Annotated in this window: 17 protein-coding genes; all 17 read right to left on the reverse strand. The window is 38.7% G+C overall.

Annotated features, from left to right (window positions below; genetic code table 11):
* Positions 1-143: 143 nt before the first annotated feature.
* Positions 144-977: a polysaccharide deacetylase family protein gene (locus HHT355_RS08940; RefSeq protein WP_242967637.1), complete on the reverse strand. Its 834-nt coding sequence runs from the start codon at positions 975-977 to the stop codon at positions 144-146.
* 136 nt (positions 978-1113) lie between these two features.
* Positions 1114-1626: a CarD family transcriptional regulator gene (locus HHT355_RS08945; protein ID WP_103203108.1), complete on the reverse strand. Its 513-nt coding sequence runs from the start codon at positions 1624-1626 to the stop codon at positions 1114-1116.
* A gap of 401 nt (positions 1627-2027) precedes the next feature.
* Entirely contained in the window at positions 2028-2912 is an 885-nt protein-coding gene (gene opp4C / locus HHT355_RS08950) for an oligopeptide ABC transporter permease (RefSeq protein WP_103203109.1), read from the reverse strand.
* Positions 2913-2968: 56 nt separating this feature from the next.
* Positions 2969-3916 (reverse strand): ABC transporter permease, encoded by a 948-nt coding sequence (locus HHT355_RS08955; protein ID WP_103203110.1) that lies wholly within the window; start codon positions 3914-3916, stop codon positions 2969-2971.
* The gene (locus HHT355_RS08960) at positions 3909-4964 is read right to left on the reverse strand and encodes an ABC transporter ATP-binding protein (RefSeq protein WP_103203111.1); all 1056 of its coding nucleotides are present in this window, start codon (positions 4962-4964) and stop codon (positions 3909-3911) included. Before HHT355_RS08960 ends, HHT355_RS08955 begins: the two co-directional genes overlap by 8 nt.
* Positions 4957-5940: an ABC transporter ATP-binding protein gene (locus tag HHT355_RS08965; protein WP_103203112.1), complete on the reverse strand. Its 984-nt coding sequence runs from the start codon at positions 5938-5940 to the stop codon at positions 4957-4959. The genes HHT355_RS08960 and HHT355_RS08965 overlap by 8 nt, the downstream gene beginning before the upstream one ends.
* A 104-nt stretch (positions 5941-6044) precedes the next feature.
* Positions 6045-7706 carry an ABC transporter substrate-binding protein gene (locus HHT355_RS08970; RefSeq protein WP_103203113.1) on the reverse strand — a complete coding sequence of 554 codons (1662 nt, stop codon included), beginning with the start codon at positions 7704-7706 and terminating at the stop codon, positions 6045-6047.
* A gap of 155 nt (positions 7707-7861) precedes the next feature.
* Positions 7862-8356, reverse strand: coding sequence for a GNAT family N-acetyltransferase (locus HHT355_RS08975; RefSeq protein WP_103203114.1), 495 nt, complete (start codon positions 8354-8356; stop codon positions 7862-7864).
* Positions 8357-8567: 211 nt separating this feature from the next.
* Positions 8568-9914 carry an MATE family efflux transporter gene (locus HHT355_RS08980; RefSeq protein WP_242967638.1) on the reverse strand — a complete coding sequence of 449 codons (1347 nt, stop codon included), beginning with the start codon at positions 9912-9914 and terminating at the stop codon, positions 8568-8570.
* Positions 9915-10070: 156 nt separating this feature from the next.
* Positions 10071-11357, reverse strand: coding sequence for an MFS transporter (locus HHT355_RS08985; protein ID WP_103203115.1), 1287 nt, complete (start codon positions 11355-11357; stop codon positions 10071-10073).
* Positions 11358-11526: 169 nt separating this feature from the next.
* Positions 11527-12309 (reverse strand): energy-coupling factor transporter transmembrane component T, encoded by a 783-nt coding sequence (locus tag HHT355_RS08990; RefSeq protein ID WP_103203116.1) that lies wholly within the window; start codon positions 12307-12309, stop codon positions 11527-11529.
* A gap of 85 nt (positions 12310-12394) precedes the next feature.
* A complete protein-coding gene (locus tag HHT355_RS08995) occupies positions 12395-13006 on the reverse strand; it encodes an ECF transporter S component (protein ID WP_103203117.1) in 612 nt (203 codons plus the stop codon).
* Between the two features lie 22 nt (positions 13007-13028).
* The gene (locus tag HHT355_RS09000) at positions 13029-13847 is read right to left on the reverse strand and encodes an energy-coupling factor ABC transporter ATP-binding protein (protein ID WP_103203118.1); all 819 of its coding nucleotides are present in this window, start codon (positions 13845-13847) and stop codon (positions 13029-13031) included.
* A gap of 3 nt (positions 13848-13850) precedes the next feature.
* The gene (locus HHT355_RS09005) at positions 13851-14705 is read right to left on the reverse strand and encodes an energy-coupling factor ABC transporter ATP-binding protein (protein WP_103203119.1); all 855 of its coding nucleotides are present in this window, start codon (positions 14703-14705) and stop codon (positions 13851-13853) included.
* 16 nt (positions 14706-14721) lie between these two features.
* Complete coding sequence (locus tag HHT355_RS09010; protein ID WP_103203120.1) at positions 14722-15459, reverse strand: nucleoside phosphorylase; 738 nt, start codon at positions 15457-15459, stop codon at positions 14722-14724.
* A gap of 32 nt (positions 15460-15491) precedes the next feature.
* Positions 15492-16226, reverse strand: coding sequence for a nucleoside phosphorylase (locus HHT355_RS09015; protein WP_103203121.1), 735 nt, complete (start codon positions 16224-16226; stop codon positions 15492-15494).
* 17 nt (positions 16227-16243) lie between these two features.
* Complete coding sequence (gene deoC, locus HHT355_RS09020) at positions 16244-16900, reverse strand: deoxyribose-phosphate aldolase (protein ID WP_103203122.1); 657 nt, start codon at positions 16898-16900, stop codon at positions 16244-16246.
* Between the last annotated feature and the right edge of the window lie 244 nt (positions 16901-17144).

Raw genomic sequence — 17144 nt, forward strand, 5'->3', positions numbered from 1 at the left:
CAAAGAGCCAATAATAATAAAGAAACTATCCCAAAATACATTTCATAATCCTCTTTTCCCTTAAAGTAATATGCTGCTTACGGATTATATTCGGGATAGTTTCTTTTTTATATTGGATATTAAATTAATTATGTACGGGCAATTTACAAGTTAGTGTTTATCCAAAGTTTGTTTTTTACATTGGGATCTATGCCCTTTAACTCAAATAACTTGCTTAAAGTTACAAGGGTATAACCGTCATCTAAAAGGCCTTGGATTATAGTATCCAAAGCTTTTACCGTGTTTATATTTCCGCTAAAGTCATGAAGAAGAACTATATCTCCGTCTTTAACATTATCTAAAATACCCTTGGCCCTATCTTCAGAACTTACGGACGCATCCCAATCCATACAGTTTATACCGTTGATGAAAGGAAGGTCTATTACTTCAAACATAGTAGGGCTTGTAACAATATAAGGAGGTCTGAAGAATTTCGGGGTAATTCCTACCATCTCTTTAATAATATTGCTTGTCTTTTCGATTTCTTCCTTAATTTCTTCAGCCGTCATCCGGTCCATATAGCTGTGGCTAAAGGAATGATTGGCAATTTCACATCCCAGTTGAAGTTGTCTTTCCATAACAGGCTTTGTTTCTTCATTTATATCTTTCCCTATCAGGAAGAATGTAGCTACCACTCCATGCTCCTCTAATATGTCCAATACCAAAGGCGTTGTATCAAGATTTGGGCCGTCATCAAAGGTCAAAGCTACCAGCTTTTTTCCGGTATAATCAAATTCAGATAATTCTGCAGGCGTATGTTTTGGTATTGGGGCAGGGGTGCTTGTAGGAGCCTCTTTCTTAGCAGGAGCAATTTGCTTATAAGTTTCGATAGCTTCATTTTTTGAATTTGCGGTGTACATTATATCTTTCTCCTTTGTGTACATGATATGAAAATAAGAACAATGATAAGGAACAGGCTTAAGATTCTTTATCATCATACTATTCCCTATCCCTTTCTTGTAGTTACAATCTTAAGCCAATTTTAGCAAATTCATACGGCTGAGACAAATAATTTTACAGTTATTAATACTATAAGCTACAAATTATATTTTCATATAAGCCGGCCATTACTTCTTATACTAAATTTATCTGTTCAAGCCGTTCGTTTATAAGATCTTCAACTTTATCCTTATCCATATCCAAAGCAATTGCCAACTCTCCGAAAAGACAGTTTTTTGCAATATTTAAATACTTTTCATCCGTGTATGTCATTTTTTTGCCCTGGGACATACGTTCCTGCCTTCTTGCATATAAGGTTTTTATCATCTTGACCCAATCCGTATAATCATGGCTTCTTAATGCTTCCTTATATACTTCTTCCCTTTGCTTGTCGTTTTCTATCCAAAGCAAGGGTATATCCGGAATCTGTTCCATTAAATCCAGAGCCTCTTCATTGGACATTACCCTTCTCATTAGTACCTTATCATTATCAACAGGAGTATATAATGTGCTTGCTTTTGAAAATACCGGCTGAAGCGTATAACATTTCCGGCTTTTGTCCATTCCCGATATATCAAGACTTCCGATGTCCTCTACCCTGCATACGCCATGATTACCGTAAACTATATATTCCCCTATTTCAAACATGATAAACCTCCTAATGCCGTTTTTGTCGTTCTTTCTTCTTCTTTATATCTTACCAAAAGACCGTCAAAATTGTCAGTAATGGAATTTATTTTCGTTAATTTTGCAGGTTAATTATTTATTGTAAACTTTTATAGTTATATCTTTTGCACAACTAAATATTTTACAATTTACTTTATATGTTCAAATTACATATTACAACTTTTTTGATTCCTATTTAGTTCTGTCCATATTTGTAAATTATTGCGTTTTAATATATACGCCAATTGCACTGTCATCTACTACATAATTAAAGGTTGCCTGACGGTACCTTATTAACTATAAGGCCTTTGTGGCAACCCCTCTGAATGTTATTCTATCCAGTTTTAGAAAATTTAAACATATTATGACTTTTTTTATACCTTTTATATTCTGTCTTCCTTGGCGGAAGGATCTATGGCATCTCTCAGTGCATCCCCGACAAAATTAATGCTTATTACCAGCAATATAATCATCAGCCCTGCCGGTACCCATAACCACAACTTACCTGTTAGAACAGTTATAGATTCAGCTCCGTTTAAAATATTACCCAGACTGGCTTGCGGAGGCTGAACTCCCATACCTAAAAAGCTTAAAGCCGCTTCATCCAGTATTGATATGGCAAATACGGAAGTAGCGTATACAAGAACAGGACCTACGGTGTTTGGAAGAATTTCGGAAAACAAAATATGGCGGCTTGGCATTCCGGCTACTATACTTCCTTTGACAAAGTTGCTTTCCCGAAGTGACAGAACATTTCCTCTGACCAATCTTGCGGCACCAGGCCAGTCCACAAAACCAAGGATTAGAATAATATTCCATAAACCCGGTTCAAATATGGCTGCAGCTACCAGTACCAGTAGGATATACGGAAATGACATGATAGTATCGGTAATTCGCATAATAACGGTATCTGCAATCCCGCCGAAATATCCTGCCACCAGGCCAAGTACAACACCGATTATTGTAGATATAACGGTTGCCGCAAATCCTACGAACAAGGAGATTCTCGTCGCATACAAAAGCCTGCTGAACATATCCCGTCCGATCTGATCTGTCCCCAGCCAATGTTTTGCCGAAGGGGGCTGAGAAAAGGATGTACTGACCTGATTGGGATCATACGGTACTATTAACGGCGCAAAGACTGCAAGTATCGTTATAAAAATAAGAAAATAAAGACTCGCCACAGCCAGTTTATGTCTTTTAAACCGCTTTATAATCATCCTGATACTGTTATTTTTCTTTTCTGCCGAATCAGAAATTTTCTTCATAATTAACTCCGTTTCCGTACCTTATATAAATGCTTAAATTATTTTATCAAATGTATTTAATGGTATTTTATAGTAGGATCTATTAGTGCATATACAATATCTGTAATCAGATTTGCAGCCAATACTACTGCTGCCGTAAGCAGGGCCACACCCATAATAACAGGATAATCCCTGCCTATGATAGCGTTCATTGTAACTAAGCCAAGCCCCGGCCAACTGAAAATCTGTTCAATAATTACCGCACCTCCGAACAAAATAGGAAGATGCATTCCGATAACCGTTACAATAGGAATTAAGGCATTACGAAGGGCATGTTTGTTGATGGTAAGAAACCTGCCGATCCCCTTTGACTTTGCCGTACGTACATAATCTTTCTGCAATATTTCCAAAACCGCTCCTCTTACATAACGGATATTTGATCCGGCAATAGATACGGCAAGTACCATAACCGGCATTACCATATGCCTGACCAAATCTCCAAAGCCGCCGTCACCCCCTGTGGTTTTCATCCCCCCGGATGGCAGCCAGCCCAGTTTAACGTTGAATAAATATATAAATATCAAAGACAGAAAGAAACTGGGTATGCTGGACCCCAAAAAGGACAGGGTTACTAAAGCATAATCCCTTTTTGTGTACCTGTGAACCGCACTGTAAATGCCGAGCGGTATGGCTATCATAAGTCCGACAATAAGGGACGTCCCCATAAGCAACAGTGTCGGTCCCAGATGCTCACGGATAATCTGGCTTACAGGCTGATAATTTTTTATGGAGTATCCCAGATTACCCTTAAGCACATTCTTCAGCCATACATAATACTGAACATATATGGGCTTATCAAGGCCCAACTGTATTGCCTTTGCTTCCAGTGCCGCCTGTGTAGTCTTAGGTCCCAACATCATTTCCAAAGGACTTCCTGCAAGGCTCATAATAGCATAGTCAAGTATTGTTATACCGATAAGAACAGGTATGGCTATAAGTATTCTTTTGATTATATACTTAATCATGGTTCTCTCCTTTCGCCAACAGAACCGGACAGGCAACCTTATGGCTGCTTCCGGGCTTAACAGGCAAAAGCATAGGATCATTTGTCGTACAGGATTCCAAAGCATAAGGACATCTGGTATGGAATCTGCACCCCTGGGGCGGAGAAATGGCGGAAGGGATTTCCCCTTTTAATATTATCCTCTTCCTGTCCCTAAGCGTCGGAACAGGCAAAGGCGAGGCATCAAATAAAGCTTTGGTATAAGGATGAACGGGGTTTTCAAAAAGCTCTTTTGTATCCGCAATCTCAACGATTCTTCCCAGATACATAATAGCAATGCGATTGCTTATATAACGGACAGCCCCAAGTCCATGGGCAATAAATACATAAGTCAATTTTAACTCTTCTTGAAGTTCTTTTAACAGATTTAAAATCTGAGCCTGGACCGAAACATCCAGAGCACTTACCGGTTCGTCACACACTATCACTTTGGGATTTAATGAAAGAGCCTTTGCTATGCCGATTCTTTGCCTTTGTCCTCCGGAAAATTCATGAGGATATCTGTATTTCATTGCTTTAGGCAAACCTACCAAATCCAAAAGCCGATCTATTTCATTATCAATATTTTCCTTTTTTACTGTCTTATGATAAAGCATGGGGGCAGCCAAAATCTCATAAACCTGTTTTCTGGGGTTTAAGGACGAAGTAGAATCCTGAAAAACCATCTGCAAATCGGTTCTGATTTTTCGAAGCTTACTTACAGGCATATGGGATATGTCCTCACCCCGATAAAGAATTCGCCCTGAAGTAGGTCTCTCCAGGGCTACTATCTGACGGCCGACAGTTGACTTGCCACATCCGGATTCACCGACAATCCCCAAGGTTTCTCCTTCATAAATTTCCAAATCAACTCCGTCTACGGCATGAATAACAGGTTTGTTTCTCCCCAGGACCTGCCCTTTTACCGGGTAAAATTTCTTTAATCCCTCCACTATAATAAGAGGATTTATATGCTGATTTTCCTGAAATTTTCCGTTAAACGAAAATTTCTTGCTGTCTGTATTATTCATAGGGTAATTCCCCCTTTCCCGCCCGGTGGCATCTGGCATAATGATTTTGCCCTATCTTGAAGTAAGGTTGGGCTTCTTTGCAGGATGGGATTTTGTAAGGACACCGGTCATAAAATCTGCAACATTCTATATCCTGATACCTGTCGGGTACGGTACCCGGTATCGAAGGGAGTCTTTTTTCCAAATCACCGTAAATTGTAGGGACCGATTTAAGCAGTGCCCGGGTATACGGATGGGCAGGTTTTTCAAATATCTGATAAACCGAAGCCTCTTCCATAAAATGCCCTGCATACATAATAATTACCCTGTCAGCCAGTTCCGCTACAAGGCCAATATCATGAGTAATCAAAATCATAGACATTTTAAATTCTTTCTGCAAATCCGCAAGAAGTTTCATAATCTGTAGCTGTATGGTGACATCCAGGGCGGTGGTAGGCTCGTCGGCAATAATCAGTTTTGGTTTGCAGGCCAGAGCCATGGCAATCATAACCCTCTGCTGCATCCCGCCAGACAGCATATGGGGATATTTTTTCATTACGGCTTCTGCATCCGGCAAGCCAACTTTTTTTAAAATCTCTACAGCATAATCCTTTGCACTTTTTTTGTCGTAGCCCATATGAATCCTTATTGCCTCGGTCAGCTGGTTTCCTATGGTAAAGACGGGGTTTAAACTGTTCATAACGTCCTGAAATATCATGGCTATCTCATTACCCCGAATACGATCCAGCTCCTTTTCAGTCATTGAAAGAAGATCTCTTCCTTCAAATATAACTTGTCCGTTTAGGATTCTGGCATTTGGGCTTAACAGTCCAAGGATGGATAAGGCAGTAACGCTTTTGCCGCAGCCCGATTCTCCGACAATACATAAAATCTCTCCGGCATTTACAGTAAAATTAGCTGCATCTACAACCACGGTTTGCCTTTTGTCCTCTATAAAGGCTACGGTAAGGTCTTTTACCTGCAATAAGGGCTCCATCTGCCTTATCCTCCTTTCTGTATTATTAAACTCCGATCATATTGTATTTTTATGGCACTTATATTCTTGTCCTATATTAATATAAATTTATAAGATATCTGTTATTAGTTATTTACAAGTTCCCATTCATGGACATTGATGAAGGTTCCGTAAACGTCAGGTACCGCATTTTTAAGCCTATTGTTTACTGCTCCAATGGCACTTATTACATAAGCTGATATCACAGGTACTTCCTGCTGAACATGGTCGGTAACAATACGGTATTGCTTAATTATCTCATTTATATCTCCGGTTTTTTGAGTAAGGTCTAAAGCATTTGCCACCTGTTCATTATAATACCTGGTCCAGCCTCCTTTTGACAATAACCAGCTTATGTCCGTATAAGGATCTACAGGCGCATAAGTGTACTGAACTGCCAGCAAATCAAATTCTCCCGAACCTGCGGTTGAAAGAAGGGATGAGATATCTACGGTATTTACCTTAATATTAAGACCAAGTTCCCCTAATTTTGCGGCAATAAAACTTGCTATCTGCGTAAATGTGGTATCTCCGCTGTTTACATAAAAAGTATATTGGGTTGATTTATCCCATCCGTCGGCTTCAGCCTCTTTAAGAAGCTGTGCGGCCTTTTCGGGATCATAAGGGGTCGGTACAACGCTTTCATCATAGAAAGGTCCTGCGCTGGCAAGGAAGCCGTCCACCACTTCTCCGCGCCCTTTAAGCAGATCTTTTAATATGGTTTCACGGTCTATTCCGTATAAAATTGCCTGACGGACCCTTACATCGGTAATGCGTTCGGTATTTATAAATATGGACTGATGAGTTATAGGTGTTCCGTCATATACGGTTATATTATCAAGGGCTCTAACAGAATCATAGTCTTCCTGCAGGATTGCACCGGTTGTCTGCTGTACCAGGTCGATTTCGCCGGTTTTAAGCTGAGCTAAAAGTTGGCTTGCTGTTACTACCTTTATATTCAAATTTTTTATTTTAGGCTCCCCTTTAAAATAATTATCGTTGGCTTCCAAAGTAACGTAATGGTTTAAATCCACATCTTTAATAAAATAGGGACCGCTTACAACCGTCGGTGCATTGAACCAGTCATAAGAAAGCAGATTTTCCCTTGGCACATCTTTTAAAACATGCTTAGGAAGTATAAGAATGTAGCGGCCGTATATGTTTTGGAATGTATGCAGTGCCATCTCTGACTTTGTGGTAATCCTTACGGTATGTTCATCCAAAGCCACAACACCGCTTACCGAATCGGCTCCGGGCTCCACATATCCGTTATCTCCTGTACCCTCTATTTTCTCGATAGACATGCCTGTGCTGCCGATTTCGGGACTTGCCCAAAGCAAAAATGTAAATACAACGTCATCGGCAGTTATAGGTGTACCGTCGGACCAAACTGCATTTTCATCAAGTTTTATAATGAAATTTCTGTTATCCTCAGTTGTAATTTCCTTGGCAAGCATTCCTTCAAACTCAAGATTCCTATTAAGTTCAACCAAAGGTAAAAATACCAGGGATGTTGTATATTTAACCACCTCTGTTCCGTCCATTAACAAGGGATTAACGGAGCTTAAATTATCGGTTACTCCAATATTGACTATATCTTTTACTGATGAGCTTTGTCCATTTTTAGACCCTTCATCTGAACTTTCGCTGTTATTGCTGTTTACATTCTTTTTTGAACATGCCGCAAGTGATAAAGCAAAAATAACTGCACACAATGCGACTATAAATATTTTTCTTGTTTTTTTCATAAAATCACCTGTCCTTTCAAAAGTAAGCGTTAAGCATTCCGGTCACAGATCTTGATGTTTTGTGCTTATTATATGCTTATCTGTTTCATATACTCATAAGTAGAATACATACTATTTTGATATCTTTACTATAATATAATTATACATTATATTTGTCAATTAATATTTGCGATCTTTTGATAAGCTAGCCTTTCCGAACCGTCCATAAGATAAATAATACCACACCGCTTGAATCCGTGCTTTTTAAGAAAATTTTGCATAATTAAATTATCTTTGTGGGTATCTATGCGGATATTGGGCCATTTTTTAAAACACCAGTCCAGGCAAAAGGATGCAACACCCTTTTTACGTCTGGCGGAAGCTATCCTGTGTATAACACCGTAAGGTTCATCATTAATCCAGCTTCCCTGATATATTTTTATATATGTCGGATCAGGCCCCATATCGAAATAAAACACTCCGACTATTTCTCCGTCGTCTATGCATACATAGCTTTTACCATCGGCAATGTCCTGCATAATCAACTCTCTTTCAGGATAATTGTCACCCCACTGGTAGGGATTTCCGTTTTCCCGCATGAATTTTTTGGCATCATCATATATTTCCATTACTTTATCCAAATCTTTATATTCAGTTTCCCTTATAAGCATAAGTGCTCCTCCAGATTAGTTTGCTCTGTTTGCGATTTTCATATCATAATTTTTTACATTATTAGCTTGCTTTTACTTAATTCTTAGCTTAAGTTGCTTAATAAGTATAGGCTTTATTTTACTTCCTTTTAAGACTTTAAAAAGTAATTTCTCCGTTTAATCTTTTTTCTACAGATATTAACCTGCTTTGCTTTTAAATTTCTTTATTTTCTTAAGGTTTTGCTTCATAATCCGGTTTACCAAGTCTAATCAATTCGTAAATTATAAAGCATAAGGCAATCAGACTTGCCAATCCATCGGATATGGCATTGCTTATATATACTCCTTTTGCCCCCATTCGTGGAGCCAGAATAATAATAGAAGGAATTATAATTATTCCGTATCTGAAAAAAGCTAAAAAGCTGCTTAACCTGGGTTTTCCTACAACCTGGAAATACTGGGCACTTACGGTCTGTGGCCCAATTAACGGCAGCATAAGCAGATAATACCTGATACCTTTACAAGTCAAATCAACCAGTAAAGGATTGTCCGTCAGTCTTCCGATTAAAGCCTGCGGGTACAGCATAATTACTAAAAACAAAGCAAATGACAGTAAAAACGAATACAAAAGCGAAAGTTTCAGCGATTTTTGCACTCTTTTGTAAAGTTTTGCACCCCAATTATATCCGCATATGGCATTGTTTCCCTGCACCAGACCTACCACAACCATATGATAAAAGCTGAATATGCCGGACATAAGTGTAAGGGCTGCCACATCCATATCCGAACCGTATTTAACCAGGCTGGTATTAAGAATCAAATTAACAACTGTTGCAAATATCTGAACAAAAAAAGACGGTATACCCAGTCTGATACTTTCCTTTAATAATATAAACTCATCCTTAACCTTTTTAAATTTCAGGTGTATGGCAAAATCTTCTCTTTTTATAAAAGCATATATCACATATACTGTCAGGGTTGTCTGGGAAAGGACTGTTGCTAGGGCTGCTCCCGCTATACCCATCTTAAATGTAAATATAAATATAGGGTCCAAAATAATATTTAACAGTGAAGTAACAGCAATAACTTTCATGGAAACGGAAGCCTTGCCTATGGAACGCAGGGAATTGTTAAGGCAATATCCCGGAATGCCCGGAATCGATCCTATAATGATTATTGTAATATACATTCTTGCATAATTCCAAACAAGCTTATCCTTTATAGAAAGCAGGCTTAATATCGGATCCAAAAATATTAAAAACAACAAGGCAAAGGAAACCAAAAATATTACGATATATTTAAGCGCAAGCCAAAGTATGCTTTCCGCTTCCTTAGTCTTTCCCTCACCCAGTTTAATGGATATCAACGATGACGTTCCTATTCCAAGCAGCAATATAAATGCCATCTGTAAAATTTGAACCGGCATCGTAATTCCCACCGCCGTAAGGGCTTCGGGACTTATTTTTGCCACGAAATACCTGTCGGCAAGATTAAAAATAGCGCTACTTAGCATCCCAAGTATGGCAGGTATACTAAGTTGCCATAGAAGTTTTGATATCTTTTCGGTACCAAGTTTCAACCGTCCTACCTCTCTTTGCCAGTATCAATCGATACCCTATATTCTACTACTGTTTTTCCATAAACTCAACTATATAAACAAAGAAGCATCTTCCAAGAATTGCTTGTTCCCGGCAAGAATGCTCCTTATTTGTAAGCCTATTTTATTATTATAAATCTAATTCTTTATTATAACATTTTTGTTACTGTTTTTAAAATAAATATAAGATAAAATAGCAACACATAGATAAGAAAAGACTCCGATAATAAATACCAGATCTATTGAATATTTTTCGGCCAATACTCCGCCTGCCAGCGAAGAAACGATATATAAAGGTGCCGAAACCAGCCCGGTTGTAGCAACTAAAATCGGTATATGACCTCCATCTGAATAATAAATTCCAGCGACATTGGTTGAAAGGGTAATACCTTGCTGGGCAAAACTTACCAGGATAAACAACAGATATCCGAACTGATATCCCGGCATCAGTAATGCCAGGCCTGCCGCCAATACTCCGCTTACAGATCCGATTAATACCATGGCCATAGGTCCCAATTTGTCGCCTATATACCCCATAAATTTTCCTGCTATCATATTTGAAATCAGAAGTACCGTTGTCATTGTTCCGACAAAACCTGCCGTTACTCCTTCAAGCTTTCCGACTTTAATAATATAAAAAGGAATGGTCATTTCGGCTATCCCCAGTATTATACGGGTTATAAGGAACCTTCTGTAAGGTATGTTTTTAGTAAAAAGGCCTTTAACGATAGCAGGCAAATCTGAAAATTTGATTTTTTCTTTTTCTTCCTCGCCTACAACTTCTTTCACCCCAAACACAACAATAAAGGTGGCTATAACGGCCATTACGGTTCCTATTATAAATATGGTCCTGTAATTAACCGGAAACCCGTACTTGTCCAATATTTTTGTCATAATTCTTGAACTTATTACACCGGAAGCTGCACCTATAAGGGAATAAGAGCCCATAAAGCCTCCTATTTTCTTCGGTATAACGGTAGCAACCATATTGTAAAAGACCGGGCTTGACATACCGGCAGCCACCGCATAAACGGCAAAAGATAAAAAGAAAATAGTCAATGCAACAGCCGAATTACTGAATGCAAAATATGTAGAAATTATTATAGCGATAAATCCGATTCTCTGGGTACCGCAGATAATGATGCTGATCCATTTGGGGCTTTTTGCATTTACACCCCATACACATGATAATATGCTCGAAAAATATGATAAGCCAAAATATATAACCGATACCAGGCTGATAAAAAAACTGTTTTCAGTTATATAAGAAACATAAACAGGAAATACGGTTGTATGAGAAAAAATAGAAAATGCAAAGCTTACAAAAAACCCTTCAAACATTAAGGCTATGTAATTTCGCCTGTAGTATTTTTCCCTTTGTTTTATTATGTCATTCTTGCTGTTTGTTGTTTTCTCGTTTGTCATATATTTATCCCCAATCTATTTCATAAAAAGCAGACGGCAGTCGGCCGCCTGCTTTTTTGTAGATTTGAAAGTCTTTTTTAGTGCTAAATTTTATTGGTTTTTAAAGTTATATAAACAGATAAATTTTTAATTCTTATATATTTTAAATATTTATATAATTGTATATGGATTAAAAAAATGATTGAATAATCCTGTAAACTATTGAGCCGATTGATAAAAGTATGCTGCTCCATTTTAAGATATGATCGGCTTTTGTTTTTGGCAAATCACGATATACCGTTTTCTTTGCCGATGAGTTAAAACCTTTAGTTTCCAAAGCAACCGCCTGATTACGTACCCTCATTATTGAATTTGCCACCACAGGCACCATAACCGGCAAAAACGCCTTGAATCGTTTAATCAGGTTTCCTTCCGTATCCAGCCCACGGGCTCTTTGTGCATCCATAATCTGATTCATATCTTTACCCAAAATAGGTATTGTCTGAAATGTGCTGATAAACATAAAGGATATGTTGTATGGAATGCCGCCTTCATACATTCCGATACCCAAATCCGTCATGTTCATTGTTCTGAACAGTAAAAACAATGCACACATGAGAGGAGCAATTCGGCCAAAATATGTAAGTGCATATTCCAACCCTTCTTTATAAAATTTCCAGTTAAGCAAAGGCAGGATAAACACCGGATCATTAGTATAATTATTAACCGGGTTAAGAGTACCGTTAATGGCAAACATCATTACAGCCATAATAATAATACTTATCGATACCACTTTAAATTCCAGAATATACTTCTCATATGCAATCATTATTAGGCTTAAAATCATTACAGCCAATGAAAACCATATGTTATTAAAGAATATGACCGCACATGATATACCCAGTGACATCCACAGTTTTGTGTTCGGATATAATTTGCGCAGAAAGGTTGGTTTATATCTTTCCTGTATCATTATGCTACCTCATTCCCCAATTAGTATTGTTAGCAATAATCCTCAAGCAAACTGATATACATTTCAGACGTTAACGCTTCTTATATTAAGCATCTGCATTTGCTCTCTTACCGCCGGTAAGATTGCGCATATTTTCAGGCAGTCTCTTTAAGATAAGCCATGCAGCAAAACATGCAATACCTTTGTCAGCCAGGTTGATAGGTAAACGTGCAAGGAATGCAGCGGAAAGAATATCATTTCCGAATGAAAGCAAACCTGCAACAAGAAGGTCAACGCCGCTACCCTGAATACCGCCGTAAACTACAACAGCAATAGGTGCACCAAGTAAAGCATTGGCGACCGCTACAGCCACTGTTGCAATAATTGCGTGAACAATTGTCCTAAATTTGTCTGCTCTTGCCATAAAACCTACTATGAAAGCAGTTGCAATATTACAGATTCCGAACAGTGAACCCAAAATATTGCCGTTAACAATAGAAGAAATTATGTTAAAACCTACACCAGATACTGCACCTACAAACGGTCCCATTATCGCCGCAACAATTGCAGTACCTATGGAATCAAGAAACAGCGGTAAAGAAAGTTTTGATGCGATGGTTCCGCCTACAAAGTTTATGGCTATACCCAAAGGAATTAAAATAGCCATATAAGTGTTGCGCATTTTTCCTTTTGAACTATCAATAGTTTTCATTCCCATTCTCTTTGCCCTCCTAAAAAATTTATATATTTTTATATTTTTTAATAAAGTCCGAAACGCTAAGTATGGCTTCTTTTGGATAGCCATTTTCAAGATATAAATCCAGTTGTGTTATCTGAGGTGGTTCTATCTGTGCTTTTCTTAAAACCTCAGCATTTAAGAAAATCTTTTCAGGAGATCCGTCATCTACCACTTCTCCCTGGCACATAACTATAATTCTGTCCGAGTTTTCCGCCACATAATCCATATCATGGGAAATCATGATAATGGTATGCCCGTTCTCAATCATCATGTCAATAATCTTTGTAAGCATTACCCTACCCGGTTCATCAAGGCCGCCCGTAGGCTCATCAAGAATTAAAACGTCCGGTTTGTAAGCCAGTACTGAAGCTATAGATACGATCTTTTTCGTAGTATAATCCAGTGTCAGAGGATGGGTATTCAGAACACTTTGAATATTCATCAGCTCAACGACTTCATCAACCGCTTTTTTGGTTTCTTCCTCGGAAAAACCGAAATTCTTCGGTGCTGCCTCCAGCTCGTCTCTTACGGTTGTGCAGAAAATTTGATGATTTGGATTCTGAAATACGTAACCGACTTTTCTGGCCATTTGACCGATTTTTTGCTTAGTCGTATCCTCTCCGAACAGTAACACCCTTCCGGATGTGGGTTTCAATAAACCGTTGAAATGTCTTACGATAGTCGTTTTTCCGCTTCCGTTTTGGCCTACTATAGATATCTTGTCATTCTTGTAAATTTTTAAATTTACACCTTTTAAAGCAGTAACGCCGGTGGGATATGTATGAACCAAATCCTGGGTCTCAATTATACATTCTCTCAACTTCTACTTCCCCTCCTTCTTATATCCGGCAAACACCGATTTTGCCTGTTCAAGAGTAATCGGTGCCTCTTTAAAACCTAGCTTATCTTTAAGCTGCAGAGCCGCGTCAGTAACTTGCGGCACCCTGACGTCATGGGCATTCAGTTTATCCTTCTTCTGAAATACCTTGCCGGCGTCATCAAATTCAATTACTTTTCCGTCATGTAACACAAGAACTTTATTTACATATTCGGCTATTTTTTCAATGTTGTGGTCTACCATAATTACGGTTGAACCGGCAGCATGAAGTTTTGTTATAAGGCCGAATACTTCGTCCCGTCCAATAGGATCAAGCTGGGAAGTAGACTCGTCCAATATAATAACTTTGGGCTGCAGCGCAAGAATACATGCTATGGCAAGACGCTGCTGCTGCCCGCCGGAAAGTTTGAAGGGGGAGCGGTCCAGCATATTTCTGAGACCGCAAGCTTCAGAGGCATAAAGTATACGCTCTCTCATCAGTTCGCGACTATAACCAAAATTGCACATAGCAAAGGCAATCTCATCTTCCACTGTTTCCTGAGTAAATTGGCTTTCTGCATCCTGAAATACAATGCCGATAATGTCCGTTACACCGGCACCTTTAGTCTCATTAAGACTTTTTCCGTCGATTACAATTTCACCGTCCCAGGAACCTCCCATGGTAAACGGCAGCAATCCGACTAAGGACTCACATAGCGTAGATTTACCGGCTTTGTTACGGCCGATAATACCTACAAAATCTCCTTCATTAATAGTAAAACTGACACTATCAAGTACTTTTTTATCGGTATTTTCATATGCAAAACTGTAATTTTTTACTTCAATAATCGGTTTTTTCATTTAAATTCCACCTGTTTCATTTTTTTGAGTCTTCTTTAATCAGCAATCTCACGGCATCACAGGCAACCTGAATGGTATCAGCCATGTTTCCCCAGTTTACAATTGCTCCGGCCCTTGCGCCACGAATTGAAGAGATTACAAATATGGCGGCAGCCTCCATTTCACTGCAAACTACATTACCCATTTGCCAAGCTTTCCAGCGTTCTTTTAATCTGTCTGCTAAAGGTGCACAATCAGGATCAACTTCTCCATAGAAGGAATCCTTTGAATGGGTGATACCCTCCAGATAATTTAATCCTCTTGCTTTTGCTGCTTTTGACAAGGCATCTACCACATGCCTGTCGGCAACAGCAGGATATTCAATAGGAATATAATGAATAGTGGTTCCTTCGTCTCTTACCGCCGCAGTGCAGATAGCTCCGTCATACTTGTCGGGAGCTTCTGGATCACATACAGGCCCTGCCGTACCTATTCTTATAAAGGTATCAGCTCCTATTTTAATTAACTCTTCCACACAAATCGCCGTTGACGGACATCCCATTCCGGTTGAGGTTACAGATACCTTTACCCCATCCAGATATCCTGTCCATGTTTTATGCTCTCTGTTATGAGCAACCAAAACTGCATCATCAAGGAAACTTGCTATATAATCGGTTCTGAAAGGATCTCCGGGAAGAAATACATATCTTCCGACGTCACCTTTTTTCATCTTAATGTGGTATTGAAGTTCATTTCCCAGTTCAAAATTTGCCATATCAATTTCTCCTTCAATAGTTTTTAGTTAAATCACTTAATCACTCCGTCTTCTTTTGCTAAAATTCTTACGGCATCACAGGCAACCTGAATTGTATCTTCCATGTTTTTGAAGTTCATGATAGCACCGGCACGTACGCCGCGGATAGAAGATATTACGAATAAAGCTGCCGCTTCCATTTCACTGCATAGCACATTTCCTTTAATCCAGGCATTCCAGCGCTCATGAAGCCTTGCTGCCGCAGGCATTAAATCCGGCTCGTGCTGGCCATAGAAGGAATCTTTGGATTGTGTAATTCCTTCCAGGTAATTTAACCCTCTTGCCTTTGCCGCCCTTGCCAATGCATCAACAACATGCCTGTCGGCAACAGCCGGATATTCAACAGGTATGTATTGTATGGTTGTACCTTCATCACGGACCGCTGCGGTACATATAATACCGTCCAGGCTTTCATCAAAAGCTTTCGGGCTTACCCTGCCGGCTGTTCCTATTCTGATAAAGGTATCCGCACCTATTTTTATTAATTCCTCAAGGCAAATCGCCGTTGACGGACATCCCATTCCGGTTGAAGTGACAGACACCTTTACTCCGTCCAGGTATCCCGTCCATGTTTTATGCTCGCGATTATGGGCTACCAGTTTTGCATCTTCAAAAAAGCTGGCTATTAAATCTGTACGGAAAGGATCTCCGGGTAAGAAAACATATCTTCCGACATCCCCTTCCTTCATTCGAATATGATATTGCAACCCGTCTGTAGTTAATGCCATCTTTTTACCTCCAGTTTTTATTTTTTCTCTTGCTCAAAGAGCTTTATGGCAGAACTTGTCCCAAGTCTGGAACTTCCTTCCAAAATAAATCTCTCCATATCTTCTATTGTCCTGATACCTCCGGACGCTTTTATCTTGACATCCGGACCGATATGTTCTTTAAAAAGCCTTACATCTTCTATTGTTGCCCCACCAGTACCAAAACCGGTAGAGGTCTTTATGTAATCTGCTTTAGCTTCGGTTACCGCTTTGCATAAAGCTATCTTTTCATCCTGTGTGAGATAACAAGTTTCAATAATTACTTTTAATACTTTATTACCGATGCATTTTTTGATTGCTTTGATCTCATCGGTAACTTTGTCAAAATCTCCGTTTTTCACATCGGTTATATTGATAACCATGTCAACTTCGTCTGCTCCGTCTTCTATTGCGGCCCTTGCCTCTTCTATTTTCGCGCTGGTTACGCTGTATCCCAGAGGAAAACCTATAACCACACATATTCTGATTTTATCTCCAAATTCTTTTTTTACCCTCGCGGTATAGCACGGAGGAACACATACTGACGCCGTCTTGTTTTCTATTGCTTCCAGGCATAGCTGCTTTATTTCCTCCCAGCTTGCATATGGTTTTAAAAGCGTATGATCTACTCTAGCCAGAATTTCATTTTTATCCATACTTTTATCCTTCCTGTATCTGGTAATTTCATAACATGTGATATATTTCTAACTCTATTTGTTGTTATTTTAACACCACTTGTTGCTTTTGTCAATATTTCATTAAAATAATAATTTTTTTATATTTTTTTTGTTAAAAAAATCGACCAACCTGGTATTATTTTGATTTTACATTCGTTTATTTTTCTAATTTTTATTTAATTCTAAAAATTTTTTATAAATCATATAGAAAAATTTGTATTTT

This window comes from Herbinix hemicellulosilytica (assembly GCF_002904165.1).
Classification (GTDB): Bacteria; Bacillota; Clostridia; order Lachnospirales; family Lachnospiraceae; genus Mobilitalea; species Mobilitalea hemicellulosilytica.